The organism is Streptomyces xinghaiensis S187 (genome assembly GCF_000220705.2).
GTDB classification, from domain to species: Bacteria; Actinomycetota; Actinomycetes; order Streptomycetales; family Streptomycetaceae; genus Streptomyces; species Streptomyces xinghaiensis.
Window position 1 is genome coordinate 2,207,746 of sequence record NZ_CP023202.1, and the last position, 24,639, is coordinate 2,232,384.

Sequence of the window (24,639 nt, forward strand, 5' to 3'; positions counted from 1 at the left end):
GCTGGGCTGCTCAGTGGTGCTCGGCGAGCGCGCCCTGGACGTAGACGCACGCCAGCAGGACGAAGACGTACGCCTGGACGGCCTGGATGAAGAGCTCGAAGACGGTCATCACGAGGACCATGAGGAACGAGACACCGGCGTAGGCGATGCCGATCCCGTTCAGCAGGTACCAGCTGGCGATGGTGAAGAGCACCAGCAGGGTGTGACCGGCGAACATGTTCGCGAAGAGCCGGACCGCGTGGGTGAACGGCCGGACCAGCAGGTTCGAGAAGAACTCGATGGTCATGGCCAGCGGCAGCACGGCGCCCAGCGACTTGTCGTAGCCGGTGACGTTCTTGAAGAAGCCGACGAAGCCGTGCTTCTTGAAGGTCAGCGAGATCCAGAGGATGTAGACGATCGCCGCCAGGACGGCCGGGTACGCGATGATCGAGGTCACCGGGAACTGGGCCAGCGGGATGATGGACCAGAGGTTCATGATCCATACGAAGAAGAACAGCGAGACCATGAGCGGGACGTACTTCTCGCCGTCCTTCTTGCCCATCGTCTGGTAGACGATGCCGTTCCGGACGAAGTCCAGGCCGGCTTCGCCGACCATCTGGAGCTTGCCGGGCACGACCCTCGGCTTCGCGAACGCCATCCAGAAGAAGCCGACGACCACAATGGTGCTGAGCAGCGCCAGCAGCATCGGCTTGTTGAAGTAGAAGTCGGAGTGCCTGTCGCCGACGATCGGCTCGAAGATGAACGACCACAGGCTGGGGGCCGGGAAGCCGCACCCGGAGAAGATGTGGCAATCGGTCTCGAACGCGAGCACCGTTGTCGGGTCAGCACTCACCGCGAGCTCCTTCAGCGTGGCGCATAGGTACGGCAACCTCGTTGTGTCGGCGCGGCACGGAGCCGCGGTTCGGCACTGGACTGGTGTTACGGGTTTGGGGGCGGCCGGCCGGCGCGGAGCCGTGTGGCCGACGGGGCGTCAGCCGCGGGGGCCGCCGGTTCCGTCCCGTGGAATCCGGGAGCCCGGCCGACCGCTCGCGCTGTGCCGCAGTTGGAACCGGACGATAGCAGGCCCGCTTACGGGTTCTTGACGCGCCCCCGGTCGTCATGCGGCCGACCCCCGGGCGCCGGGCTCGCTCCGCCCGGACTGCTCGGGATCGACGTACAGGATCTTCGCCTTCATGTGCGCGCGGGCCTGCGCCGCGACCCAGACGAGGGTGGCCGCCACCAGTGAGGCCGCGAAGGCCTTGTGGTCGAAGAGCGTGGTGTTCTTGAAGGCGGCCACGAAGACGAAGAGCAGCAGCAGCTGGGTGGTGAAGAGCATCAGGCCCATGGCCTGGAACAGCTGCGGGTATTTGCGCCCCGTGTGCTGGAGCACGACGATGCCGATCCCCATGAAGAGGATCACCACCGCGGTGCCGAAGACCGCGCCGAGGGCACCCTTGCCACCGGCGAGCGCCGCGGCCGCGGCGACGGCGATCACACCGACGGCGGCGGTGGGCCCCGCCGTGTGCAGGAGCATTCGGGCGTCGTTCGACTGCATGGAGGGCGGCTCCGTGGAGTGGGGGTCGAGAGGTCGTCGAGGACGAGCGTAAGGCCCGGTCGAGGTGCCACCTCCCGGCCGGTGGTCCGTCGCGCTGCGGTCACCGACCCTGCTTCCGGGTCTTCGTGAACGGTATCACAAACTATTTGATGAGGTCTTTACTCACTTGGTGTGCCGACTGTCACACGGACGGGCTAATCCGCAGGTCATCGGGGTGCACCCGAACGAGATCCCCGCTGGAAGAAATCTCACGATCCGGCAAAGTCCGCACCGTCCGGTGCCGGCCGTGGGCGGAAGGCCCGCGGAAGCCCGCGGAGGTCCCGCGGAACGCCCGGTTCAGCCCCGGCTGCCGGCCTTGCTGCGCGGCGGGACACGGTGGCCGCCGCGGGCGCCGACGGCTGTCGCACCGTTGGCCCGCGCCACGGTACCGGACCGCTCCGCGCCCGCCGCACCGGCCGCCGGGGAGGCCGACGGTTGCCCGGTCTCGTCCGACTCGTCCGCCTCCTCGGCCGGCTGCTCGGCCGGGCGCCTCTCCCTGCGGTAGCGGGGCGGCACGACGGCCTGCGCCCAGCGCGGCACCCGCGGGGTGAAGCGGGGCAGCAGCAGGATGAACAGGCCGACGGCGCTGAACATGGCCAGCGCCAGCACCACCCACACACTGGCGGAGTTGACCGAGTAGGCGACGGCGGAGAAGCCGATCAGTGCCGACCAGAAGTACATGATCAGCACGGCCCGGCTGTGCGAGTGGCCGATCTCCAGCAGCCGGTGGTGCAGATGGCCGCGGTCGGCCGCGAACGGCGACTGCCCGTTCCAGGTGCGCCGGACGACGGCCAGCACCAGGTCGGCGACCGGCACCGCGATGATGCTCAGCGGCAGCAGCACGACGGGGATGTAGACGGGCACCGTCGACTTCACGGCCTCCTTCTCGGAGCCGGTGGCCGCCTGGAGCAGATCGGGGTCCACCTGGCCGGTGATGGAGATGGCGCCGGCCGCCAGCACCAGGCCGATCAGCATCGACCCCGAGTCGCCCATGAAGATCCGGGCGGGGTGCATGTTGTGCGGCAGGAAGCCCAGGGCCATGCCCATGAGGATGACGGCGAAGAGCGTCGCGGGGGCCGCGGCCTCGACGCCGTAGCCGTACCACATGCGGTACGCGTACATGAAGAACGCGGCGGCGGCGATGCAGACCATGCCCGAGGCCAGCCCGTCGAGGCCGTCCACGAAGTTCACCGCGTTGATGGTGATGACGACGAGCGCCACGGTCAGCAGCGTGCCCTGCATCGGGGTCAGCGCGACCGAGCCCACGCCCGGCACCGGGATCCACAGGATCGTGAGGCCCTGCCAGACCATCACGCCGGCGGCGATCATCTGGCCGCCCAGCTTGATCAGCGCGTCCACGCCCCACTTGTCGTCGAGCACGCCCAGCAGCCAGATCAGGGCGGCGCCGGCCAGCAGCGCCCGCGGCTCACTGGACAGCTCGAACATCTCACCGATGTTCGACATCTGCGAGGCCACCAGCAGTCCCGCGCAGAGACCGCCGAACATGGCGATCCCGCCCAGCCGGGGGGTCGGCTCGCGGTGGACGTCCCGCTCGCGGATCTCCGGCATCGCGCCGGCCGCGATCGCGAACTTCCGCACCGGCCCGGTCAGCAGGTAGGTGACCGCGGCGGTGACGCAGAGCGTCAGCAGGTATTCACGCACGAACTGCCCCAGGGGTCTCGCCGGCCATCTAGGCCCCACAGCCTATGCCGCCCCACACCGGTCGCGTGCACGAGCCTCCGGCGGGAGCCCCGTACTGCGGTGTTTCTCACGGCCTCTTCACAAGGGTGCACCGGGGCGGCCACCGCGCCGGATGTACCGGGGGCCTCGGCGGCCACGGTCCGGGTGCTCCGGCCGGAACCGCCGTTCCCGTAAGGACGTACGCGCGCCGCGGATGGTTCCCTCAATCCCCTCGCCTGCCCGGAAACGGCCCGGGGATTCCCGGATGCCCGCGGCGGGACGGCGGGCGAGCGGGGCGGTCTACGCGCGTCACTCGCGGGCCGGGCGGTACGGCGCCGTTCCGGAGCGGAGGGAGGGGGAGAAGGTGACCGTCGCCGGGCCGGGGAGCGGCGGCCGGCTACGGCCGGGGGGCGGGGACGCCCGTGAGCGCGGTGAGCATCGGGTCGAGGGCCTGCTGGATCTCCTCGCCGATGGAGCGGAAGAAGGTGATCGGCGCACCGTAGGGGTCGTGCACCTCGTCGGCCTCGGCACTGGGCGCCAGCAGCCAGCCCCGCAGCGCCGCGGCGGCCCGCACCAGGGCGCGGGCGCGGTCGACGACGGCGCCGTCGGGCTCGGGGTCGGGCAGCGTCGCCGGGTCTATGGCCCGTACCAGCCGGGTGAACTCCTTGAGCGTGAAGGTGCGCAGGCCCGCCGAGTGCCCCATGGAGATCACCTGGGCCCGGTGGTCGCGGGTCGCGGTGAGGACGAGGTCGGCGCGGATGACGTGCTCGTCGAGGAGCTCCCGGCCGGTGAAGCCGCCGGGGTCCGCGCCGAGGTCGGTGAGGACGGTCGCCGCGTGCGCCTCCATGGGAGCGCCCTCGTGCCCCCAGGTGCCGGCGCTCTCCACGATGATGCCGCAGGGGCCGCCGAGCCGGTGGGCGAGGGCATGGCGGGTCAGCCGCTCGGTGATGGGCGAGCGGCAGACGTTGCCGGTGCTGACGTGGAGGATGCGGAAGACGCCGGGCTCCCCGCCTCCGTCGGGTACGGAGAAGACGCCCGGCCGTGGTCCCGGGAAACCGCCCGCGCGGCCCGGGAGGCCGTCCGCTATGCCACGCCTCTGGGGCGCCGTCAATTCGCCACCTCGAGGTCGGGTACCACCTCGCGGAGCTGGTCCGCGGAGAGCGCTCCCTCGCGCAGCAGCACCGGCACCTTGCCGGTGACGTCCACGATGGAGGAGGCCACGGCGGCGGGGGTCGGCCCGCCGTCGAGGTAGACGGAGACGGAGTCGCCGAGCATCTCCTCCGCGGCGTCGCAGGTCTGCGGCGAGGGGTGGCCGGTGAGGTTGGCGCTGGAGACGGCCATCGGGCCGACCTCGGTCAGCAGCTCGATGGCGACCGGGTGCAGCGGCATGCGGACGGCGACGGTGCCGCGGGTGTCGCCCAGGTTCCACTGGAGCGAGGGCTGGTGCCGGGCGACGAGGGTGAGCGCGCCGGGCCAGAAGGCGTCGACGAGCTCCCAGGCGAGCTCCGAGAAGTCGGTGACCAGACCGTGCAGGGTGTTCGGCGAGCCGACGAGCACGGGCGAGGGCATGTTGCGGCCGCGGCCCTTGGCCTCCAGGAGGTCGCCGACGGCCTCGGCGCTGAACGCGTCCGCGCCGATCCCGTAGACGGTGTCGGTGGGGAGGACGACGAGTTCGCCGCGGCGGACGGCGGACGCGGCTTCGCGCAGCCCGGTCTTGCGGTCGGTCGCGTCGGTGCAGTCGTATCGCCGTGCCATTAACGGGCCTCCCTCGGCCGGAGCGCTGTCCGCTCACTGGGGTCAGTGTGATGGGTGCGGCCGGTGTCGCCGCCGCTTCGGCGCGAAGCGGTCGCCGTGTCGGTCATGGCATGGCCCGGCGGGCCGTGGCGAACCGGGGACGGTTGTTGAGGTCGGGGTGGTCGGCCGCGTCGGCCCAGCCCCGCTCCTCGGTGAAGATCCACGGCACCTGGCCGCCCTGGGTGTCGGCGTGTTCGACGACGACGACGCCGCCGGGGCGGAGCAGCCGGTGCGCGGTGCGCTCGATGCCGCGGATGGTGTCGAGGCCGTCCTCACCGGAGAAGAGCGCCAGTTCGGGATCGTGGTCGCGCGCCTCGGGGGCCACGTACTCCCACTCAGTGAGCGGGATGTACGGAGGGTTGGAGACGACGAGGTCCACCTGGCCGTCGAGCTCGGGGAGGGCGTCGAAGGCGTTCCCCTGGTGCAGGGTGACGCGGGAGCCCTCGACATTCCTGCGGGCCCAGCGCAGCGCGCCCTCGTCCAGCTCCACGGCGTGCACCCGGGAGCGCGGCACCTCCTGCGCGAGGGCCAGCGCGATGGCGCCGGAGCCGGAGCAGAGGTCGACGATCAGGGGTTCGGCCACGTCCATGGCGCGGACCGCGTCTATGGCCCAGCCGACGACCGACTCGGTCTCCGGGCGGGGCACGAACACCCCCGGCCCGACCTGGAGTTCCAGGTAGCGGAAGAAGGCGCGGCCGGTGATGTGCTGGAGCGGCTCGCGGGCCTCGCGGCGGGCCACGGCCTCCCAGTAGCGGGCGTCGAAGTCGGCGTCGGCGACGGTGTGCAGCTCGCTCCGCTTGACGTTGTGCACGAAGGCGGCGAGCTCCTCGGCGTCGAAGCGCGGTGAGGGCACGCCGGCGTCGGCCAGCCGCTGGGTGGCCTGGGCCACCTCGGCGAGCAGCAGCGACCGGGGGCGCGCGGGGCGCCCGCCGGCAGCGGGCGGGTACGGGGGTCGTCCCCCGGATGAGGGCGGCACGCTGTTCCTCCAGCCGGTCCGGCGGTGCGGGCTTCGGTTCGTCCCCGGGGCGGGCGGACGACCGGGTCTACTGGGCGGCGGCCAGCTTGGCCGCCGAGTCGGCGTCCACGCAGGCCTGGATGACCGGGTCCAGGTCTCCGTCGAGCACCTGGTCCAGGTTGTACGCCTTGAAGCCGACGCGGTGGTCGGAGATGCGGTTCTCCGGGTAGTTGTAGGTGCGGATGCGCTCGGAGCGGTCGACGGTGCGGACCTGGCTGCGCCGGGCGTCCGACGCCTCCCGCTCCGCCTCCTCCTGCGCGGCGGCCAGCAGCCGGGAGCGGAGGATGCGCAGCGCCTGCTCCTTGTTCTGGAGCTGGCTCTTCTCGTTCTGGCAGGAGACGACGATGCCGGTGGGCAGGTGGGTGATGCGCACCGCGGAGTCGGTGGTGTTGACGGACTGGCCGCCGGGGCCCGAGGAGCGGTAGACGTCGATCCGCAGGTCGTTCGGGCCGATCTCGACCTCGACCTCCTCGGCCTCGGGCGTGACGAGCACGCCGGCGGCGGAGGTGTGGATGCGGCCCTGCGACTCGGTGGCCGGGACGCGCTGCACGCGGTGCACCCCGCCCTCGTACTTCAGCCGCGCCCAGACTCCCTGGCCGGGCTCGGTGGCGCCGTTCCCGCCCTTGGTCTTCACGGCGACCTGGACGTCCTTGTAGCCGCCGAGGTCGGACTCGTTGGCCTCCAGGATCTCGGTCTTCCAACCGGCGCGCTCGGCGTAGCGCAGGTACATCCGCAGCAGGTCGCCGGCGAACAGGGCCGACTCCTCGCCGCCCTCCCCCGCCTTGACCTCCAGGATCACGTCCTTGTCATCGCTGGGGTCGCGCGGGACGAGCAGCAGCCGCAGCCGCTCGGTGAGCTCCTCGCGCCGGATCTCCAGCTCCTTGACCTCGTCCGCGAAGTCGGGGTCGTCCAGCGCGAGTTCGCGCGCCGCCTCGATGTCGTCGCCGGTGCTCCGCCAGGAGCGGTACGCGGCGATGACCGGCGTCAGCTCGGCGTAGCGCTTGTTCAGCCGGGTCGCCTCGCGCTGGTCGGCGTGGACCGTGGGGTCGGCGAGCCGTTTCTCGAGATCGGCGTGCTCGCCGATCAGTTCTTCGACCGCCTCGAACATCGGGATTCGTTTCCTCGGAAGTGGGGTGGGACGGGCGGGGCCGCCCGTGGGGGGTGGGTGCGGATGGCCGGGAGGGCCCGGTGGACGACAAAGCGCCGGTCCGGCCGCCCCTGGCTGGAGGGGCGGCCGGAGTCCGGCGCCGTGGGGTCGCTACTTCTTGGCGGACCCGGCGTTCTTGCCGAAGCGGGCCTCGAAGCGGGCCACGCGGCCACCCGTGTCGAGGATCTTCTGCTTGCCCGTGTAGAACGGGTGGCACTCGGAGCACACATCGGCGCGGATGGCGCCCTCGGTGACGGTGCTGCGCGTGGTGAACGAGGCTCCGCAGGTGCAGCTCACCTGGGTCTCGACGTACTCGGGGTGGATGTCGCGCTTCAAGGGATGCTCCTAAGGTTCGGGAGGGCACCGGGTCGTCCGGGCCCCGCCTGCCCGATGGCGGACGAGGTGGGGTAACCGCCCGTACGTGAACCGGGGCCGACGCACCAGTCTGCCAGGACCGGGCGCATCTCCCAAAACCGGGGGCGGGGCCGTTCTATTCCCCGCCCCGCCCGCCCCCGGCCGCCCGGGGCCGCCCGGGGCGGGCCGGGGCGGGCCGGGGCGGGCCGGGGCGGGCCGCCCAGCCCCGGGCCCTCAGGAGCCGCCGAGGACCTCGTCGGAGTCCTCGCGGGCCTGGTCCCCGGCGGAGCCCTCGGTCACGGAGTCCGGGACGGGCCGGTCCCGGCGGAGGGCGTCCCAGACGGTGCGGGTCTTGTCCTTCAGCGGCACCACGCGGTTGCCGTCCTCCGGGTCGTACTCCACCGGCAGGGTGATCATCTTCAGGTCCTCGGAGCCGATCTCCCGCATGCTCCGGGAGAAGTCCAGCAGCTTCTTCACCCCGGCCAGCCCGGAATCGGTGGTGAGGGCCTTGGTGGCGGTGTCGGCGACGCCGTAGAGCTTGCCCGGGTCGCTGAAGAGGCCGATCTCCCCCACCTGGTCGAGCAGGGCCTTGAGGAAGGCCTGCTGGAGGTGTATCCGGCCGAGGTCGCTGCCGTTGCCGATGGCGTGCCGGGTGCGGACCAGGCCGAGGGCCTGCTCGCCGTCGAGGACGTGGGTGCCGGGGGGCAGGTCGAGCCGGCTCTTCTTGTCCTTGATCCGCTCCTCGGTGGTGAGCTCCACGCCGCCGAGTTCGTCGACGAGCTCCTTGAAGCCGGTGAAGTCGATCTCCAGATAGTGGTCCATCCGGATGCCGGAGACGGCCTCGGCGGTCTTGACGGCGCAGGCCGGCCCGCCGATCTTGTACGCCTCGTTGAACATCGCGCGCCGGGCGGGCGGGTGCGTCCCCTCGCCGTCCTTGCGGTCGCAGGCGGGGCGCCGCACCAGGGTGTCCCGGGGGATGCTGACGACGGTGGCCTCGCGGCGGCCCTCGTGGATGTGGACGATCATCGCCGTGTCGGAGCGGGAGCCGCTCTCGCCGGCGCTGCCGTACTCCTTGTTGGCGCCTTTGCGGGAGTCGGAGCCGAGCACCAGGATGTCCGTCGAGCCGTTGTCGAGGTCCTCGGGCCGGTCGCTGCCGAGGGCGGCGTCGATGTCGATGTCGCTGAGGTTGCCGTCGAGCTTCGTCCAGACGTAGCCCAGGCCGGCGCCGGCCAGCAGCACGACCGCGGAGAGTACCCAGGCGGTGATTCTCAGCGCTCGGCGGCGGGCGGTGCCCCGGTCGCCGGTACCGGATGCCCCGCTCTCCCCGTTCGTCGCTTCGTCCGCCATGTGCTCCCCACGTCGTCGCTGTCCGGTTACCCCCATTTGGAGTCCTCAGACCCCCGGCGCCGGTCCCCCGGCACGGCCGGGCACCGGAGAGGGGCCCGGCCGCCCCCGGTACGCGGCGAGGGGGCTCCCCCGCCGTGGCGGTGGAGCCCCCTTCCGGCTGCCGTGGTCTCCCGCGGCGGCCGGGTCAGTCGTTGCCGTTGCCCGGTGCCGGGGTGGTCTTCTGGATCTGGAGCAGGAACTCCGCGTTGCTCTTGGTCTCCTTGAGCTTGTCCAGGAGCAGCTCGATGGCCTGCTGGGAGTCCAGGGCGTGCAGCACCCGGCGGAGCTTCCAGGTGATCGCGAGCTCGTCGCTGCCGAGCAGGATCTCCTCCTTGCGGGTACCGGACGCGTCGACGTCCACCGAGGGGAAGATCCGCTTGTCGGAGAGCCGGCGGTCGAGCTTGAGCTCCAGGTTGCCGGTGCCCTTGAACTCCTCGAAGATCACCTCGTCCATCCGCGAGCCGGTGTCGACCAGCGCGGTGGCCAGGATGGTCAGCGAGCCGCCGTCCTCGATGTTCCGCGCGGCGCCGAAGAAGCGCTTCGGCGGGTACAGCGCGGTGGAGTCGACACCACCGGAGAGAATCCGGCCGGAGGCCGGGGCCGCGAGGTTGTACGCGCGGCCGAGGCGGGTGATCGAGTCCAGCAGGACGACCACGTCGTGACCCAGCTCGACCAGGCGCTTGGCCCGCTCGATGGCCAGCTCGGCGACGGTGGTGTGGTCCTCGGCGGGGCGGTCGAAGGTCGAGGAGATGACCTCGCCCTTCACCGACCGCTGCATGTCGGTGACCTCTTCCGGACGCTCGTCGACGAGGACGACCATCAGGTGGCACTCGGGGTTGTTGCGGGTGATCGCGTTGGCGATCGCCTGCATGATCATGGTCTTGCCGGTCTTCGGCGGGGCCACGATCAGACCGCGCTGGCCCTTGCCGATCGGTGCGACCAGATCGATGATCCGGGTCGTCATCAGGTTCGGCTCGGTCTCCAGACGGAGCCGGTCCTGCGGGTAGAGCGGGGTGAGCTTGCCGAACTCCGGGCGGCCGCGGCCCGTCTCGGGCGCCATGCCGTTCACCGAGTCCAGCCGCACCAGGGCGTTGAACTTCTCGCGCCGCTCGCCCTCGCGGGGCTGGCGGACCGCCCCGGTGACGTGGTCGCCCTTGCGCAGGCCGTTCTTGCGGACCTGGGCGAGGGAGACGTAGACGTCGTTCGGGCCCGGCAGGTAGCCGGAGGTCCGGATGAACGCGTAGTTGTCGAGGATGTCGAGGATGCCCGCGACGGGGATCAGGACGTCGTCCTCGGAGACCTGCGGCTCGCCGCCGAACTCCTCGCGCCCGCGGCGGCCCCGGCGGTCGCGGTAGCGCCCGCGGCGGCCGCGGCGGCCGCCCTCGAAGTCGTCGCCGTCGTCGTCGCGCTGCTGCTGGCCGCCGCGCTGGTCGCGCTGGCGGTTGCCGCCCTGGCCGCCGCCGTCGTCGTTCTTGTTGCGGCGGTTGTTGCCGCGGTCGCCGCGCTCGCCGCGGTTGTCCCCGCGGTCACGGCGGTCGCCCTTCTGGCCGCCCTGGCGGTCGCCGCCCTGGCCACCGCCCTGACGGTCGCGGTCGCCGCCCTTGCCGCCGCGGCCCTCGGCGCCGGCGCCGTCCTGCCGCTCCCCGCCCTGCGGGGCGGTGCGGGTCTCGGCGCGGCTCCGGTCGCCCTCCTGGGCTCCACCGGAGGTGTCGGCGGCGGTCTCCTCGGGGCTGCCGGCCTGCGCGGTCGCGCGGCGCCGACGGCGCTCGCCGCCCTGCGGCGGCTCGTCACTGGCCGGCTGGCCGGGGATGTCGATCTGCTGCTGGGGGCCGGTCTTGCCCTCGGCGCGGTCCGCGGCCTCGGCTCCGGCGCCCTCCTCGCCCGTACGGGCCTTGGAGGTGGCGCGGCGGCGCGGCTTGGCGGGGGCGGCGTCGGCGGAGGACGCGGCCTGGTCCGCGGAGTCCTTGGCGGGGGCGGCGCCGCCCGCCTGCTTCTCCTTGATGACCTCGATGAGTTGGCTCTTGCGCATCCGCGCGGTGCCCTTGATGCCGAGCGCGGAGGCAACCTGCTGCAGCTCGGCCAGGACCATGCCCTCGAGGCCGGTGCCGGAACGGCGTCGCCTCGGAGCACCAGTGGCAGCACCGGTGGCAGGCGCGGCAGGAGCGTCCGTGGCGGGCGCGGAGGCTGCGCCGACGTTCTCGTCGGCAGTCACGCCCATCAGATCGGTGGTGTCGCTCACGAAGGGTCCTTCCCTGGAGCGGGCGTCGGCCTGTCTGGCTCGGCGACCGGTTGTGCTGTCCGGCTGCGGTCTTGGGTGTCCCGGACCGGCCGGTGCGGTGGTCCCGCCCATAGGCGGAGAATCATGGATTGGCCCGGCGGGGAGACTGTCCGGATGTCCGCCACGCCGATTCCGGAGCGTGCTCACATCTGCTCAGGCAGGCTGCACAGGCAGTTGAGGAGGCTCCCGGAAGAATGGTGTCCCCGAGGGGGACACAAAGCACCGCACCGCTCAGGTGCCAGGTGCTGACTTGAGGTTAACACTACCGGACCCAACAAACATTCCCCCTCTCGAAGACCGGCAATCGTTGGATGTCACCCGGCGGTCCGCGGGCTGCCCCCGGGGATTCCGCCCTGCCCCGTCAGCGGCAGGACACAGGTGCCCGAGCCGTCCAGGGACAGCCTGTTGGCCGCCCATCCCTCCCCGGCGAGCTGCGCGACCTTGTCGGCCGTGCTCTCCTCGGCGAGGGCCAGCACCGTCGGGCCGGCGCCGGAGATGACGGCGGGGACGCCGTCCTGGCGGAGCCGGGCCACCAGGGCCGCGCTCTCCGGCATCGCCGGGGCCCGGTACTCCTGGTGGAGCCGGTCCTCGGTGGCGGCGAGCAGCAGTTCGGGACGCCGGGTGAGGGCCTCGACGAGCAGGGCGGCCCGGCCGGCGTTGGCGGCGGCGTCGACGTGCGGCACCATGCGCGGCAGCAGGCCGCGGGCGGTCTCGGTGAGCACGGGGGTGGAGGGGACGAAGACCACGGGCACGACGCTCGGCGCGGGGTCCATCCGGATGGCGCGGGCTGATCCGCCGTCGGTCCAGGCGAGGGTGAAGCCGCCGAGCAGGCAGGCGGCGACGTTGTCGGGGTGGCCCTCGATCTCGGTGGCCAGCTCCAGCAGCGCGGTGTCGTCGAGCTTCTCGGCCCCGCCTATCGTCACCGCGCGGGCGGCGGTGATGCCGGCGCAGATGGCGGCGGAGGACGAGCCCAGGCCGCGGCCGTGCGGGATGCGGTTGGCGCAGACCACTTCGAGGCCGCGCGGCTGGCCGCCGAGCAGGTCGAAGGCGGTGCGCAGGGAGCGTACGAGGAGGTGGCTCTCGTCCCGCGGGAGCGTTTCGGCGCCCTCGCCGGCGATGTCGATGTGCAGCCCCGACTCGGCGACGCGGACCACGACGTCGTCGTAGAGCCCCAGGCCGAGGCCGAAGGCATCGAAGCCGGGGCCGAGATTGGCGCTGGTCGCGGGGGTGCGCACCCGGACGGCGGCGGCTCGGAAGGCGGGACCGGCCATCGCTCGATGACTCTCCTTGTTCTGGGGCTGCGGGATTCCCTCGGTGGGACCCCGCCGGGGTCGGCGTGCAGAGGCTTCTGCCAGGGACTCCGCCCGTGGCCGGTGGCGGCCCGGCAGTGCTGGCTCTGCCAGTACTCTGCGTGCCCTGCCGGGGCCATGCATATGCATCCGGCATGCGGGGGACGGGCGGGGTTCGTCCTCCAGCCTATCGAAGGAAGGTTCTGTCGCGACATAGGGCGCACAGGAGGCGCACGATGCGTGTCGTCCCCGTTCCGTGCTTCCGGATACGGTCTGCGGCGGTTGCGGCCGGAGCGGGCCGGACCAGGCGTTTCCGCCCGGTCCGGGGCTCCTGTCACCGTCTGCGGGGGCTTGGGCGCGGCCGGGTGGCCGAGGAGGATGCGTACCGGCCCGTGGCGCCTGTTCCAAGAGCGGTGGCGGGGGGTCCGGTGGCGCAGTTCCGGCGCGGATACCGCCGGGTCCCGGCCGGCCCCCGGCGCGGGCGGTTCGCGCGCGTCCGCGCCGGGGGGCCTTCCGGCGGGTCGGTCAGGCCAGGCCGAGCCGTTCGGCGGCCACGTCGGCGTCCACGGGGACGGTCACCGGCTGCGGTGCGCCGGCGACGGCCCAGTCCGGGTCCTTGAGGCCGTTGCCGGTGACGGTGCACACGATGCGCTGGCCGGGGTCGACCTTGCCCTGCTCGGCGGCCTTCAGCAGGCCGGCGACGCTCGCGGCCGAGGCGGGTTCGACGAACACGCCCTCCTGGGAGGCCAGCAACCGGTAGGCGGCCAGGATCTGACGGTCCGTCACCTCGTCGATGAGGCCGCCCGACTCGTCCCGGGCCCGCTCGGCGAACTCCCACGAGGCCGGGTTGCCGATGCGGATGGCCGTCGCGATGGTGTGCGGGTCCTTGACCGGCTCGCCGCGCACGATCGGCGCGGAACCGGAGGCCTGGAAGCCCCACATCCGCGGGCGCCGGTCCGCCATGCCGTCGGCGGCGTACTCGCTGTAACCGCGCCAGTAGGCGGTGATGTTGCCCGCGTTGCCGACCGGGAGGACGTGGATGTCGGGGGCGTCGCCCAGCATGTCGGCGATCTCGAACGCCGCGGTCTTCTGGCCCTCGATGCGGACCGGGTTGACCGAATTGACCAGCGACACCGGGTACTTGTCGGAAAGGCCGCGGGCCAGCGTCAGGCAGTCGTCGAAGTTCCCGTCCACCTGGAGGATCTTCGCACCGTGCACCAGGGCCTGGCCCATCTTGCCCAGCGCGATCTTGCCCTGCGGCACCAGCACCGCGCAGACCATCCCGGCCCGCACCGCGTACGCGGCGGCCGAGGCGGAGGTGTTGCCGGTGGAGGCGCAGATGACGGCCTGCGCGCCCTCCTCCTTGGCCCGGGTGATGGCCATCGTCATCCCGCGGTCCTTGAAGGAGCCGGTGGGGTTGGCGCCCTCGACCTTGAGATGGACCTCGCAGCCCGTGCGCTCGGAGAGCACCTGTGCGGGGACGAGCGGCGTGCCGCCCTCGCGGAGGGTGACGACCTCGGTGTCCGCGGTCACCGGCAGCCGGTCGCGGTACTCCTCGATCACCCCCCGCCACTGGTGGGTGGCGCCCCGGCGGGGACCTGTGCTGTGTGCGGCCATGGTTTCTTCCTTACTCCCCTTCGACCCGCATGATCCCGGCGACACCGCGCACGGTGTCCAGCGCCCGCAGGGCGCCGACCGTCGCCGAGAGCGCCGCGTCGCTCGCGCGGTGGGTGACCACCACGAGGGACGCCTCGCCGTCCTTGACCTGCTGGTGGACGGTCTCGATAGACACCCCGTGCTCATTGAACTCCGCGGCGACCTGGGCCAGGACGCCCGGCTTGTCGGCGACGTCGAGGCTGATGTGGTAGCGCGTGACCACCTCGCCCATCGGGCTCACCGAGAGCCGCGAGTACGCGGACTCCCCCGGTCCCGTCGCGCCGTTGAGCTTGTTGCGGCAGACCGCCACGAGGTCGCCGAGAACCGCGGAGGCGGTGGGCGCGCCGCCGGCCCCCGGCCCGTAGAACATCAGCTGGCCGGCGGCCTCCGCCTCGACGAAGACCGCGTTGTACGCCTCGCGGACGGAGGCGAGCGGATGGCTCAGCGGGATCATCGCCGGGTGGACACGGGCGGTGACGGAGCGGCCGTCCTCGGCGCGCTCGCAGATCGCCAGCAGCTTGACCGTGCGGCCCATGCGGCGGGCGGAGGCGATGTCGGCGGCGGTGACCTCCGTGATGCCCTCCCGGTGCACGTCGTCCAGGCGGACCCGGGTGTGGAAGGCGATGCCGGCGAGGATCGCGGCCTTCGCGGCGGCATCGAAGCCCTCGACGTCGGCGGTGGGATCGGCCTCGGCGTACCCGAGGGCCGTCGCCTCGTCGAGCGCCTCGGAGTAGCCGGTGCCGCCGGTCTCCATCCGGTCGAGGATGAAGTTGGTCGTGCCGTTGACGATGCCGAGCACGCGGTTGACCTTGTCGCCGACGAGGGACTCGCGGAGCGGGCGGACCAGGGGGATGGCGCCGGCGACGGCGGCCTCGTAGTAGAGATCGGCGCCGTGCCGCTGGGCGACGGCGTGCAGGGCGGCGCCGTCCTCGGCGAGCAGCGCCTTGTTGGCCGAGACGACGCTCGCGCCCTGCTCGAAGGCCGTGGTGATCAGGGTGCGGGCGGGCTCGATGCCGCCGATGACCTCCACCACGACGTCGATGTCGCCGCGTTTGACGAGGGCGGTGGCGTCGGTGGTGACCAGCTCGGCGGGGACGCCCTCGCGGACCCGGTCCGGGCGGCGCACGGCGATGCCGGCCAGCTCGACGGGGGCCCCGATGCGCGCCGTGAGATCGTCCGCGTGCGTCGTCATGATGCGTGCCACCTCGGAGCCGACCACTCCACAGCCCAGCAGCGCCACCTTCAGCGGACGCGTACGCATCATCCGACCTCGTCTCTCCGCGCATCTCCCGGAACCGTGCCGGGGGCTTCCCGGAAGTCTGTCCGGGGCGCTCCCGGGACCGTCACCGGGTCCCGATTGTCTTGGCTCCCCACCAGTCTCACTCACCGGGTGGGTCGCTCCGGGGTTTGTCCGGATTCCGAGACTGCCGGAAGCCGGGGGTGGGTGCGGGGGTGGGGCAGCCCCGGCCTACCCCGCCGCGGGCGTGCGGTAGGGGCGGTGCGGCCGTACCGCGGTGCTGCCGTGGCGGACGCGCGCCCGTCCGTGCTCCCGTACCGGCTACCACCGGCTTCGCGCGGGTGGGAGCCGGTACGACGCAGGACTACCGCACGGGGCGGGGCGGCGGAAGGGCACGGAGGCGCGGGGTGGCGGATGTCACCCGGTGTCCGGGGCGCCCGCACCCGTCACCCCGCGCCGCGGGCCCGGGTCGTGCCCGCGTCCGCCTCCCCGCGCACCCGTCAGCCCACGTCCAGCCGGAGCAGGTCCTCCTCCGTCTCGCGCCGCATGATGACGCGCGCCTTGCCGTCCTTGACCGCGACCACGGGCGGGCGCAGCGCGTGGTTGTAGTTGCTCGCCATGGAGCGGCAGTAGGCGCCGGTGGCGGGCACGGCGAGCAGGTCGCCGGGGGCCAGGTCGGCGGGGAGGAAGGCGTCCTTCACGACGATGTCGCCGGACTCGCAGTGCTTGCCGACGACCCGGGAGAGCATGGGCCCGGCGGTGGAGACGCGGGAGGCGAGGGCGACGGAGTACTCGGCGTCGTAGAGCGCGGTGCGGATGTTGTCGGACATGCCGCCGTCCACGCTGACGTAGGTGCGCAGGCCGGGGAGCTCCTTGAGGGTGCCGACCTCGTAGAGGGTGAAGGTCGTCGGGCCGACGATGGCGCGGCCGGGCTCCACGGAGATCCGGGGGACGGCCAGGCCGGCGGCGGCGCACTCGCGGGTCACGATGTCGCTCAGCGACTTGGCGATCTCGTGCGGTTCGCGGGGGTCGTCCTCGGAGGTGTAGGCGATGCCGAGGCCGCCGCCGAGGTCGATCTCGGGCAGCTCCACGCCGTGCTCGTCCCGCACCTCGGCGAGGAGCTGGACGACGCGGCGGGCGGAGACCTCGAAGCCCGCCATGTCGAAGATCTGCGAACCGATGTGCGAGTGGATCCCGGCCAGTTCGAGGCTGTCGAGCTTGAGGACGCGGCGCACGGCCTCGGCGGCCTGGCCGTCGGCGAGGGCGATGCCGAACTTCTGGTCCTCGTGCGCGGTGGCGATGAACTCGTGCGTGTGGGCCTCGACACCGACGGTGACACGGATCTGCACCCGCTGGCGGCGCCCGAGGCGCTCGGCGATGTGCGCGACCCGGACGATCTCCTGGAAGGAGTCGAGGACGATGCGGCCGACGCCCGCGGTGATGGCGCGCTCGATCTCGTCGGTGGTCTTGTTGTTGCCGTGCATCGCGATGCGCTCGGCGGGCATACCGGCGGCGAGGGCGGTGGTCAGCTCGCCGGCGGAGCAGACATCGAGGTTGAGGCCCTCCTCGTGCAGCCACCCGACGACGGCGCGGGAGAGGAACGCCTTGCCGGCGTAGAAGACGTCGGCCTCGCCGCCGAAGGCGTCGTGCCAGGCGCGGCAGCGGGCGCGGAAGTCGTCCTCGTCGAGGAAGTAGGCGGGGGTGCCGAACTCCTCGGCGAGACGGGTGACGGGGATGCCGCCGAGGGTGGCGACTCCGTCGGCGTCACGGGCGACCGTGCGCGACCAGACGCGCGGGTCGAGGGCGTTGAGGTCGGCGGGCGGGGCGGTGTAGTGACCCTCGGGCAGGACATCGGCGTGCCGGGGCCCTGCAGGGTGTGCGGAACGGCTCATGGCGCTCTGGGCTCTCCTGGGTGGTGGCGCTGGGGGTGAGGTGGTGTCTGCGGGTGGTCGGGTGCGGGTGTGGTCTGTGGTGCGGTCCGGCGGTTCGGACTGGGGTGTGGTCTGTGGGTGCGGTGTGCGGGTGTGGTCCGTTGCGGGTGTGGTCCGTTCGGGTCCGGGGCCGGGCACCGGCGCCATTGCCGGGGCGGGGCCGGGCCGGGGCCCGGTGGCCGGTGCGGCCGTCGTCAGCGTCGGCCGTCCCGGTCGTCGCCGTGTCGGGCGGAGGCGCGGACGGGCGCCCGCGCCGACCGGGCCACGGCCGGGCGGCCGGACGAGTCCGGTGCCGCCCGGATGGCCGGGACGGCGTCCGCGTGCGCCGTATCCGCCGCGTTTGCCGCATCGGCCACCGCCGCCCGCGTCTGCCGGGTGGCCCGGGGCCGTCCCGGGGTCCGTCAGAGATGCGTGGGCGCGTCGATGCCGAGCAGGAGCAGGCCACCGGCGAGCACCGTCCCGGCCGCCTCGGCGAGGGCGGTACGGGCCCGGTGGGCGGCCCCGGGTTTCTCGTCGCCGCGCGGGAGGACGGGGCAGGCGTCGTGGAAGCGGAAGAAGGCGTCCGCGAGCTGTTCGAGGTGGCGCGCTATGCGGTCGGGGGCGCGGTGGCGCGCGGCGGCGTCCAGGACGGCGGGGTACTCGCGGAGCGCGGCGAGCAGGTCGCGCGCCGAGGACTCGCCGGAGCCTTCCGGAGCGCCCAGGTCACCGGGAACGGCCTCGACCCCGAGATCGGCGGCGTTGCGTACGAGCGCCCGGGCGCGAGCATGGGCGTAACGGACCCGGAAGAGGGGGTTCGACTCGCGCTGCACAAGCAGGGGGTCGTGCTCGTCCCCGGTGAGGCGGGGGTGGTCGTGGGCGGCGGGCCGCAGAAGGCCCCAGCGGGCGGCGTCGGCTCCGAGGGTGCGGAGCAGCTCGGCGGCGGAGGCCCCGACGGGCACGGGACGCACGGGAAGACGGACCGGGGCGGCCCCCGCGGGGGCACCGGGGGTCGCGGGACGGGGGGCACCGGGACCGGCGCTGACAGTGTCCGAGATCACCCCGAGGCCGGCCCAGTCGGGATCGGCCGGGCCGGTGGAGCGAGTAGTGACGACGGCGCCCTGGGAGCGGAGGAGACGGCGGAGAACGTCGGCGGTGACGGCGGCACGGGTCTCGCCGGGGAAGGCCAGTTCGATGTGCTGGGCGGCCAGGGCGTCGCTGTGCCCGTAGGCGGTACCGCAGCGGAGGACGTCACGCACGAGGGCCGCGCCGGAGCCGTCGGCCAGGGTGATGTTGAGGAAACCGGGACCGGAGACCTCGACGAGCTCGATGCCGGGCGCGGCGGCGAGGCGGGAGCGGAGGATGCCGGCCACGCCGAGGGCCGGGAGCCCGGCGGGGCGAGCGAGCTGGAGGGCGACCCCGGTGGCGTAGTCGCCGTGACCGGGACGGGAGGCCGGCTTGACCACCACCCGCTCGGGTACGGGCACGCGCAGCTCGCCGTCCGCGACGGCATGGCGCACGGTGCGCAGCACGGCTTGGGAGAGCTGGGTGGGGGTCACGCATCCAGCGTAGGGGAGGCGCGGGGTGGTTCCGCGAACCGTTTCACAGGCCGGACGGGGAGGCGAGGAGCGGGAACGGGCGGGGCGCGGTTGCTGTGATCCGCAGCACCGTGCCGCGCTGCCGCGCCGCGCCCTCCCGTCAACCTGCCGGACGGGCGGAGGGCGCGCTGTCCCCGCCGGAGAGCTCACCGGCCGGCGGCTCCCCGGGGGACCGCTTCCCTCCGCACGCCAGCCGCCGGACGAGCCGGACGAGATCAGCCGGTTCGAAGGGCTTGGCGAGAAACGCGTCGACCCCGGCGGCCTGTCCGTCGTCGACCTCCTGCTGAGTGCAGGCACTGATGATCGCAACGGGCAGATGCCGGGTCCGCGGGTCCTCGTACAGCCGGGTGGCCGTACGTAATCCGTCGAGGCGGGGCATCACTACATCCAGGGTGACGACGTCCGGACGCACGTCGTGAATGACGTCCAGACACTCGGCACCATCGGCCGCGGTCACGACCTCGAACCCTTCTAGTTCGAGGTTGACCCTGATCAGCTGCCGGATCACCTTGTTGTCGTCGACCACAAGGACCCGGGCGAACGAGCCAGGCACAACTCGAGAGTAGGTCGCGAGCTCCCCCCGCGTCCGGCTTTTCCCCACTTCCACCACCTGCGGGGGACCTTCGGCCGACCGCATGCGGCAAGCGCGACGCATGCGCTAGGGGAGCCCGGAGGGATTCCGTCCGGGTGCGCAGGCCGACAGGTGATGGGGCGAGCCGCACCCGGTACACCAGACGGACCGGAGGCCCCGGGCGGAGACGGTGACCGCGAACGCCGGAGGACCGCCACCGACCCGGCAGGCGCCCGGAGCCCACGACCGGCACGCCCAGCGGAGGCAGGACCGGTCAGGTCTCCGGCGCACCGCGTGACCGGCCACCAGATCACCGCGCCGAAGCCGAAGACTGGCTGCGAACCCTCCGTTACAGGCGGCGACGCGACTCCCGGGAGCGGAGAGCCCGCGGAGAGGGGGAACCCAGAACCGGCGGCCCCTCTCACCACCGCCCCCACCCCACGAAATGCCGTTCATGGGCACCCCGCTGGAGCTGGTAGGGTTCTACCCGTCGCCGCGAACGCGATCGACACGCCCCCGTAGCTCAGGGGATAGAGCAACGGCCTCCGGAGCCGTGTGCGCAGGTTCGAATCCTGCCGGGGGCACTTCCCAGGAAGTGCCTAAAGACCCCGCCACCAGCCAAGACGCTGAGTGCGGGGTCTTCGCGTATGTGCAGCCGAATGCCGCCGGAAGCAGCCCGATGACAGTGGTCACGTAATGACGGCGTAATGATCTTGACGGCTCCACCGCAGGTTAGAAGCCCCATCCGGGCTCCCCATCACACCGCCTCACCGGTGTGACAATGACATGGACCCCAAGTTGATCCCAGGGCCCGCGTTGATCACGCCTTCGCCCGCATGAAGAGCTGGAAGATCCTTCGCGACTGCCGTCTGAAGGGCGACAGCGTCCACCACGCGATGCTCGGCATCGCCCGCCTGCACAACTTAACCCTCGCCGGATGACACAGAAAGAGCAGGCCATCGCGCATGCCGTAGATCATTTACGGGCAGCCCTCACGAGCTCTTGCATGGTTGGTGGTGAGGCGTCGAGGACGTGGCGAGGCTCGACGTACACGCCTGCCGTGCCGATGTCAGGTCCGCGGGCTGCTGGTGGGACAGCAGTCCGGCGACGGCCTGGACGGTGTGGCTCATGTGCTCGCGGCGACCGAGGTGGCGGGGCAGAGCACGCTGGTTCTTCAGATGGGCGATGCCGTGCTCGACCCGGATACGCCGTGAGGAATGCGCCTTGCGCTGCCGCTCGTACATCTCCTCGTACCAGTCCGGAACGTTCTTCTTGAACTTGCGATGCGGTGGTGTCACCACCCGTCCGCCGGTCTGGGCGCCCAGGCCCTGGTAGCCGGCATCGGCGAGATCTCCACCGCGGGACCGTCCGCCAGGAGCTTGACCAGCCCCAACTGGCGGGCGTGGGTGATGTCCGCGCAGCCTCCGGGCCTGGTCGGGCTGCAGAACAGCATCCGGCCGTCCGCGTCGGTGAGCACCATGGTCTGGACGGCGTGCTGCTTGCTCTTGCCGGAGATGGACTTGTCCCGGTCCTTGCGTCCGACGGCCGGCCGCCGGACCCCGATCTCGGTGCCGTCCACGATCCCGGTCCCGCCGGCACCGAGATGGTCGACGACCTCGGCCAGCGTCCGCGACCGAAGTCCTGGGCTCACCGTGCATCCTCGTTCGGCGAGCAGCGGTCGCATCTCGCAAATGGCGCGGGTGATGGTGGAGCGGTCCACGCCGAACCAGCAGGCCAGCACATCGCGCGTAGCCCCGTGTCGGAGATGCACGAGGGTAGCCAAGAGCCGGTCGACGAAGACCAGCCGGTGCTTCGCGCCGGCGCCAACGACCCACTTCCGCGGTCTGGACGCAGGCCTGGCCTGGTGCCGTTCATGCCACAACAGAACCACCTCGGCCACGAGTTCAGCGATCACGTCGGCCGACAGGCCCATGATCCTCCGGTCGCTCACGATCGCTATACGAGACGCGTTCCCCACCACAGGACCATGATCGACGATCAATAACTCGAGGCCTCACCGCCAAGCACGAGCTCGTTAGCACCGGGCACGTCACCAGTCGACTGCACTGCTCGGTAACTTGCTGACAGGACGTCAGGCTCATAGGATCCATGATTCAGCGAGTATCAATGCCTGAGGGGGAGCGCAATGTCGGCTTCTTTCAACTCCAAAATCCTTGCGCGAATGTGGGAACGAGTTGAGCAGAGCAAGCAGGACTCCGACGTCGCATACTTTCACGACCTGATGCTCCTCGGCGAGTTCCTGGTTAAACTCCTCACATCGGCAGTCCTAGCAAGTGTAGGAAACGATAGAGATCGACAAAGGTACAAGCTTGAGTATCAGCTAGTTCGAGCTGACGGTATCGGCGATTGGTCAAGAGCCTTGGAAGAGGCAATTTCTGGACCTGCAAATGCCCATATCCTTCCTGAGGCGCGGCCTCTCGTTCGTGAGCTTACCGAGAACTTTCTGACCGGTGAGGCTTCGTGGCAGAGGGTAGCGATTGATAATCTCAGTGCTGCATGCCAGGAGATTGACTCAGACATCGAACAAGCTACCCGGAAAACAAATCTTCAGTGGTGGGTAAGGAATTTCGCCACCCTGCGCAACAGGACGCGCGGCCATGGCGCCATCACCATTCGTAAGTGCTCGACCGCAGCACCGCTTCTCGAGGTATCCGTCTTGTCACTGATGACCGGCTGCGCAGCACTTTCGATCCCATGGATCTATCTACATCGCAACATTTCAGGAAAATACCGCCTGTCCGCAATTTCAGGAGATTCATCTGATTTTTCATACCTCAAATCAGAAAAGGATCACGCATACGCAGACGGAATTCACATTGCCTTCGAAGAGAAACTCGTACGCCTTCCTCTCATTCATAGCGACGTAGACATTCATGATTTCTACATCGCGAACGGGGGATATAGGGAAGGCAAGGGGGGTTCCGGGTCAACCTACGAAGCGCTTTCATATATCACGGATACCAGGAGACGTGAAAGCGCGGAGTCCTATCAAACACCCCCCAATTTGCTACCACCCAGCGAGACGGAGGGATACCCCGACCTCGACCTTGAAGGAAAGTCATTCGCCAACATTCCGCCCTCTCTGAAGGATTACATCAAGAGGCCGGACCTGGAGTCTGAAGTTCTCTCCCTCCTCCAGGATGATAGGCATCCAGTTGTTACTCTTGTTGGAAGGGGTGGCATCGGAAAAACTTCGCTCGCTTTGGAGGTACTTCATCGCGTTGCGCAAACTGGTCACTATTTTGCGATTCTGTGGTTCAGTTCTCGGGACATCGACCTGCTCCCCAGCGGTCCGAAGCCCGTCCGGCCGGCAGTCCTGTCCAAGGAAGACATCGCCAAACAGTTCGTAGGGCTTATGAACCCGGCTGAGTCGAAGGTTAAGGGCTTTAAGGCGGTTGATTACCTGGCAAACGCTCTAGCCGAGCGGGACGAAAGCAGGAGACTGCTTCTGGTTTTCGATAACTTCGAGACCGCCTCACATCCCCTTGAACTGTATCAGTTCATCGACTCTCACGTTCGGTGCCCAAATAAGGTCCTTATCACTACCCGAATGCGCGACTTCAAAGCGGACTTTCCCGTTGAGATCCGAGGAATGAAGAGGGTGGAGTTCGAAGACCTCGTGATGTCAACCTCGCGTAAATTGGGTATCGAGGACCTCTTGACCGTTTCGTATGTCGAATCGCTCTATGACGAAACTGACGGACACCCATATTTCGTGAAGATTCTTTTGGGAGACACGAAACGAGAAGGTAAGGCAATTCCCGTTGGGCGACTCTTCCTCAACAAAGAAGACTCCCTAAGGGCTCTTTTTGAACGATCGTACGGGGTGCTATCTCCAGCGGCACAGCGCGTTTTTCTGACGCTGAGCAACTGGCGATCTCTAGTCCCTAGGCTTGCCCTGGAAGCCGCTCTAATTAGACCTCAGAACGAGAATATGGACGTTGATGACGCCCTGAGTCAGCTAGAACGCTACTCAATGATTGAAGTTCTAACGGACGATGACGGATCCCAGTTCTTGCGGACACCGATGACCGCCGCGTTCTTTGGCCAAAGCAAACTCAAGGTGAGCCCATTCAGGCCCCTTGTGCTTGCTGACACTCAATTGATTCAGCAGTTTGGCCCCATGCAAGTTACCGATGTCTCGAAGGGGATGCTTCCCAGAATCGAACGAATGATTAGGGTGATCGCCTCCCTTCGCCAATCTGGCAAGGACTACCAGCCTCAGATAAGAGCCCTCGAGTACGTCGCGGGTCGCTACCCGGAGGCATGGCTGCGGATCGCCGACTTTCACCTAGAGGGTTCTCGCGATGACTGGGATAAAGCACGGACCAGCATCGAAAGGCTGCTGGAGCTTGATGAAACTAACGTTTCAGCATGGCGCAAACTGATCTATGTAAATCAACGGCTGGGTGATCCCCTTCAGGAGCTCAATGCTCGTATCGTACTGGCCGAAATGCCGGATGTAGACTACTGGGAGATTGCGAATGCGGCAAGTTTTTTCGCCCACACGCAAAGGAATCAATCTCTTCAGTTCGACCCAGAAGTAAGAGCCATGATGATTTCCAATCTGACTCACCTTATGGAAAGCAGGAAATCCGAGGCGACTCCGACGGAACTTAGTCGACTAGCATGGCTTTACTTGTATTCGAAAGATGTCGCCAAAGCCAATGAGGTAGTGACAGAGGGGCTTCAGCGTGATCCCACTAATCCTCACCTAGTAAAACTCGACGAAAAATTGAGAGAGTCTCCTGACGTTAACTGATGACTTCCTACGGGTCAAAGCAGGGTGAGCGCAAGGCCGAGGCCGCCCGCAAGCGCAGGAGGAAGTGGCTCCGAAGCTGACATCTCCAGTTGGCATCAACGACGCCGGACAGAGGCGTACACGAGCACTCGTCTCCGGCCTTCACAAGGGCAGGCGACAGCTCTCAGCACGTGCATGAGTCGAACTTACGAGGTGAGGATCACGGCAGGTTTGGACTAAGCGCACGAGTGCGACCTGTGATGGCAGAGGTCGCCAAAGATGACCATCATTTCCCCTGCCTAGCTCTGGCCGCTAGCTTTTTTGCGTCTTACCGCGACCACCTCCCGCCTCAGTCTGCTCAATATGAGAGACTTGAGCATCGGAATCTCACA

At 69.9% G+C, this 24,639-nt stretch carries 19 protein-coding genes, 1 tRNA gene and 1 pseudogene; 3 read left to right on the forward strand and 18 right to left on the reverse strand.

Annotated elements, in window-relative coordinates:
• Positions 1–10: 10 nt before the first annotated feature.
• The 16 genes from atpB to SXIN_RS09325 form a co-directional block, all read right to left on the reverse strand.
• The gene (gene atpB, locus SXIN_RS09250) at positions 11–832 is read right to left on the reverse strand and encodes a F0F1 ATP synthase subunit A (RefSeq protein ID WP_039822271.1); all 822 of its coding nucleotides are present in this window, start codon (positions 830–832) and stop codon (positions 11–13) included.
• A 264-nt stretch (positions 833–1,096) separates the two neighbouring features.
• Complete coding sequence (locus SXIN_RS09255) at positions 1,097–1,534, reverse strand: Cg1360 family ATP-synthase-associated protein (protein ID WP_019710012.1); 438 nt, start codon at positions 1,532–1,534, stop codon at positions 1,097–1,099.
• Positions 1,535–1,870: 336 nt separating this feature from the next.
• The gene (locus tag SXIN_RS09260) at positions 1,871–3,235 is read right to left on the reverse strand and encodes an MraY family glycosyltransferase (protein WP_019710013.1); all 1,365 of its coding nucleotides are present in this window, start codon (positions 3,233–3,235) and stop codon (positions 1,871–1,873) included.
• Positions 3,236–3,650: 415 nt separating this feature from the next.
• On the reverse strand, positions 3,651–4,241 hold the full coding sequence (locus SXIN_RS09265) for an arsenate reductase/protein-tyrosine-phosphatase family protein (RefSeq protein ID WP_095757982.1): 591 nt from the start codon (positions 4,239–4,241) through the stop codon (positions 3,651–3,653).
• Between the two features lie 119 nt (positions 4,242–4,360).
• Positions 4,361–5,008, reverse strand: coding sequence for an L-threonylcarbamoyladenylate synthase (locus tag SXIN_RS09270; RefSeq protein ID WP_019710015.1), 648 nt, complete (start codon positions 5,006–5,008; stop codon positions 4,361–4,363).
• A gap of 103 nt (positions 5,009–5,111) precedes the next feature.
• Complete coding sequence (gene prmC / locus SXIN_RS09275) at positions 5,112–5,951, reverse strand: peptide chain release factor N(5)-glutamine methyltransferase (RefSeq protein ID WP_039822278.1); 840 nt, start codon at positions 5,949–5,951, stop codon at positions 5,112–5,114.
• Positions 5,952–6,090: 139 nt separating this feature from the next.
• Positions 6,091–7,170 (reverse strand): peptide chain release factor 1, encoded by a 1,080-nt coding sequence (gene prfA / locus SXIN_RS09280; RefSeq protein WP_019710017.1) that lies wholly within the window; start codon positions 7,168–7,170, stop codon positions 6,091–6,093.
• Between the two features lie 150 nt (positions 7,171–7,320).
• Complete coding sequence (rpmE, locus tag SXIN_RS09285) at positions 7,321–7,545, reverse strand: 50S ribosomal protein L31 (RefSeq protein ID WP_019710018.1); 225 nt, start codon at positions 7,543–7,545, stop codon at positions 7,321–7,323.
• Positions 7,546–7,797: 252 nt separating this feature from the next.
• Positions 7,798–8,910, reverse strand: coding sequence for an LCP family protein (locus SXIN_RS09290; protein WP_019710019.1), 1,113 nt, complete (start codon positions 8,908–8,910; stop codon positions 7,798–7,800).
• Positions 8,911–9,094: 184 nt separating this feature from the next.
• A complete protein-coding gene (rho, locus tag SXIN_RS09295) occupies positions 9,095–11,188 on the reverse strand; it encodes a transcription termination factor Rho (RefSeq protein ID WP_095756850.1) in 2,094 nt (697 codons plus the stop codon).
• Positions 11,189–11,541: 353 nt separating this feature from the next.
• The gene (gene thrB, locus SXIN_RS09300; RefSeq protein ID WP_019710021.1) at positions 11,542–12,498 is read right to left on the reverse strand and encodes a homoserine kinase; all 957 of its coding nucleotides are present in this window, start codon (positions 12,496–12,498) and stop codon (positions 11,542–11,544) included.
• A gap of 543 nt (positions 12,499–13,041) precedes the next feature.
• Positions 13,042–14,133, reverse strand: a complete 1,092-nt coding sequence (gene thrC, locus SXIN_RS09305; RefSeq protein ID WP_019710022.1) for a threonine synthase — start codon at positions 14,131–14,133, stop codon at positions 13,042–13,044.
• Between the two features lie 10 nt (positions 14,134–14,143).
• Entirely contained in the window at positions 14,144–15,436 is a 1,293-nt protein-coding gene (locus tag SXIN_RS09310; protein ID WP_019710023.1) for a homoserine dehydrogenase, read from the reverse strand.
• Positions 15,437–15,909: 473 nt separating this feature from the next.
• Complete coding sequence (gene lysA / locus SXIN_RS09315) at positions 15,910–17,301, reverse strand: diaminopimelate decarboxylase (RefSeq protein WP_019710024.1); 1,392 nt, start codon at positions 17,299–17,301, stop codon at positions 15,910–15,912.
• Positions 17,302–17,741: 440 nt separating this feature from the next.
• Positions 17,742–18,875, reverse strand: a complete 1,134-nt coding sequence (gene nrtL / locus SXIN_RS09320) for an ArgS-related anticodon-binding protein NrtL (protein ID WP_019710025.1) — start codon at positions 18,873–18,875, stop codon at positions 17,742–17,744.
• Between the two features lie 139 nt (positions 18,876–19,014).
• Positions 19,015–19,551: a response regulator gene (locus SXIN_RS09325; RefSeq protein ID WP_192883573.1), complete on the reverse strand. Its 537-nt coding sequence runs from the start codon at positions 19,549–19,551 to the stop codon at positions 19,015–19,017.
• Positions 19,552–19,997: 446 nt separating this feature from the next.
• Here SXIN_RS09325 and SXIN_RS09330 point away from each other — a divergent pair.
• Both SXIN_RS09330 and SXIN_RS09335 read left to right on the forward strand, forming a co-directional pair.
• Positions 19,998–20,069: transfer RNA gene (locus SXIN_RS09330), tRNA-Arg, on the forward strand.
• Positions 20,070–20,291: 222 nt separating this feature from the next.
• Positions 20,292–20,426: pseudogene (locus SXIN_RS09335) on the forward strand (IS5/IS1182 family transposase); the annotation flags it as partial.
• A gap of 51 nt (positions 20,427–20,477) precedes the next feature.
• On the opposite strand, the gene SXIN_RS32050 reads toward SXIN_RS09335, so the two are convergent.
• Positions 20,478–20,783 (reverse strand): transposase family protein, encoded by a 306-nt coding sequence (locus SXIN_RS32050; RefSeq protein ID WP_238153715.1) that lies wholly within the window; start codon positions 20,781–20,783, stop codon positions 20,478–20,480.
• A complete protein-coding gene (locus SXIN_RS32055; protein ID WP_238153716.1) occupies positions 20,780–21,256 on the reverse strand; it encodes a transposase in 477 nt (158 codons plus the stop codon). Before SXIN_RS32055 ends, SXIN_RS32050 begins: the two co-directional genes overlap by 4 nt.
• Before the next feature lie 411 nt (positions 21,257–21,667).
• Between SXIN_RS32055 and SXIN_RS30860 the strand changes: the two genes are divergently transcribed.
• Positions 21,668–24,268 (forward strand): tetratricopeptide repeat protein, encoded by a 2,601-nt coding sequence (locus SXIN_RS30860; RefSeq protein WP_157916267.1) that lies wholly within the window; start codon positions 21,668–21,670, stop codon positions 24,266–24,268.
• Positions 24,269–24,639: the final 371 nt, after the last annotated feature.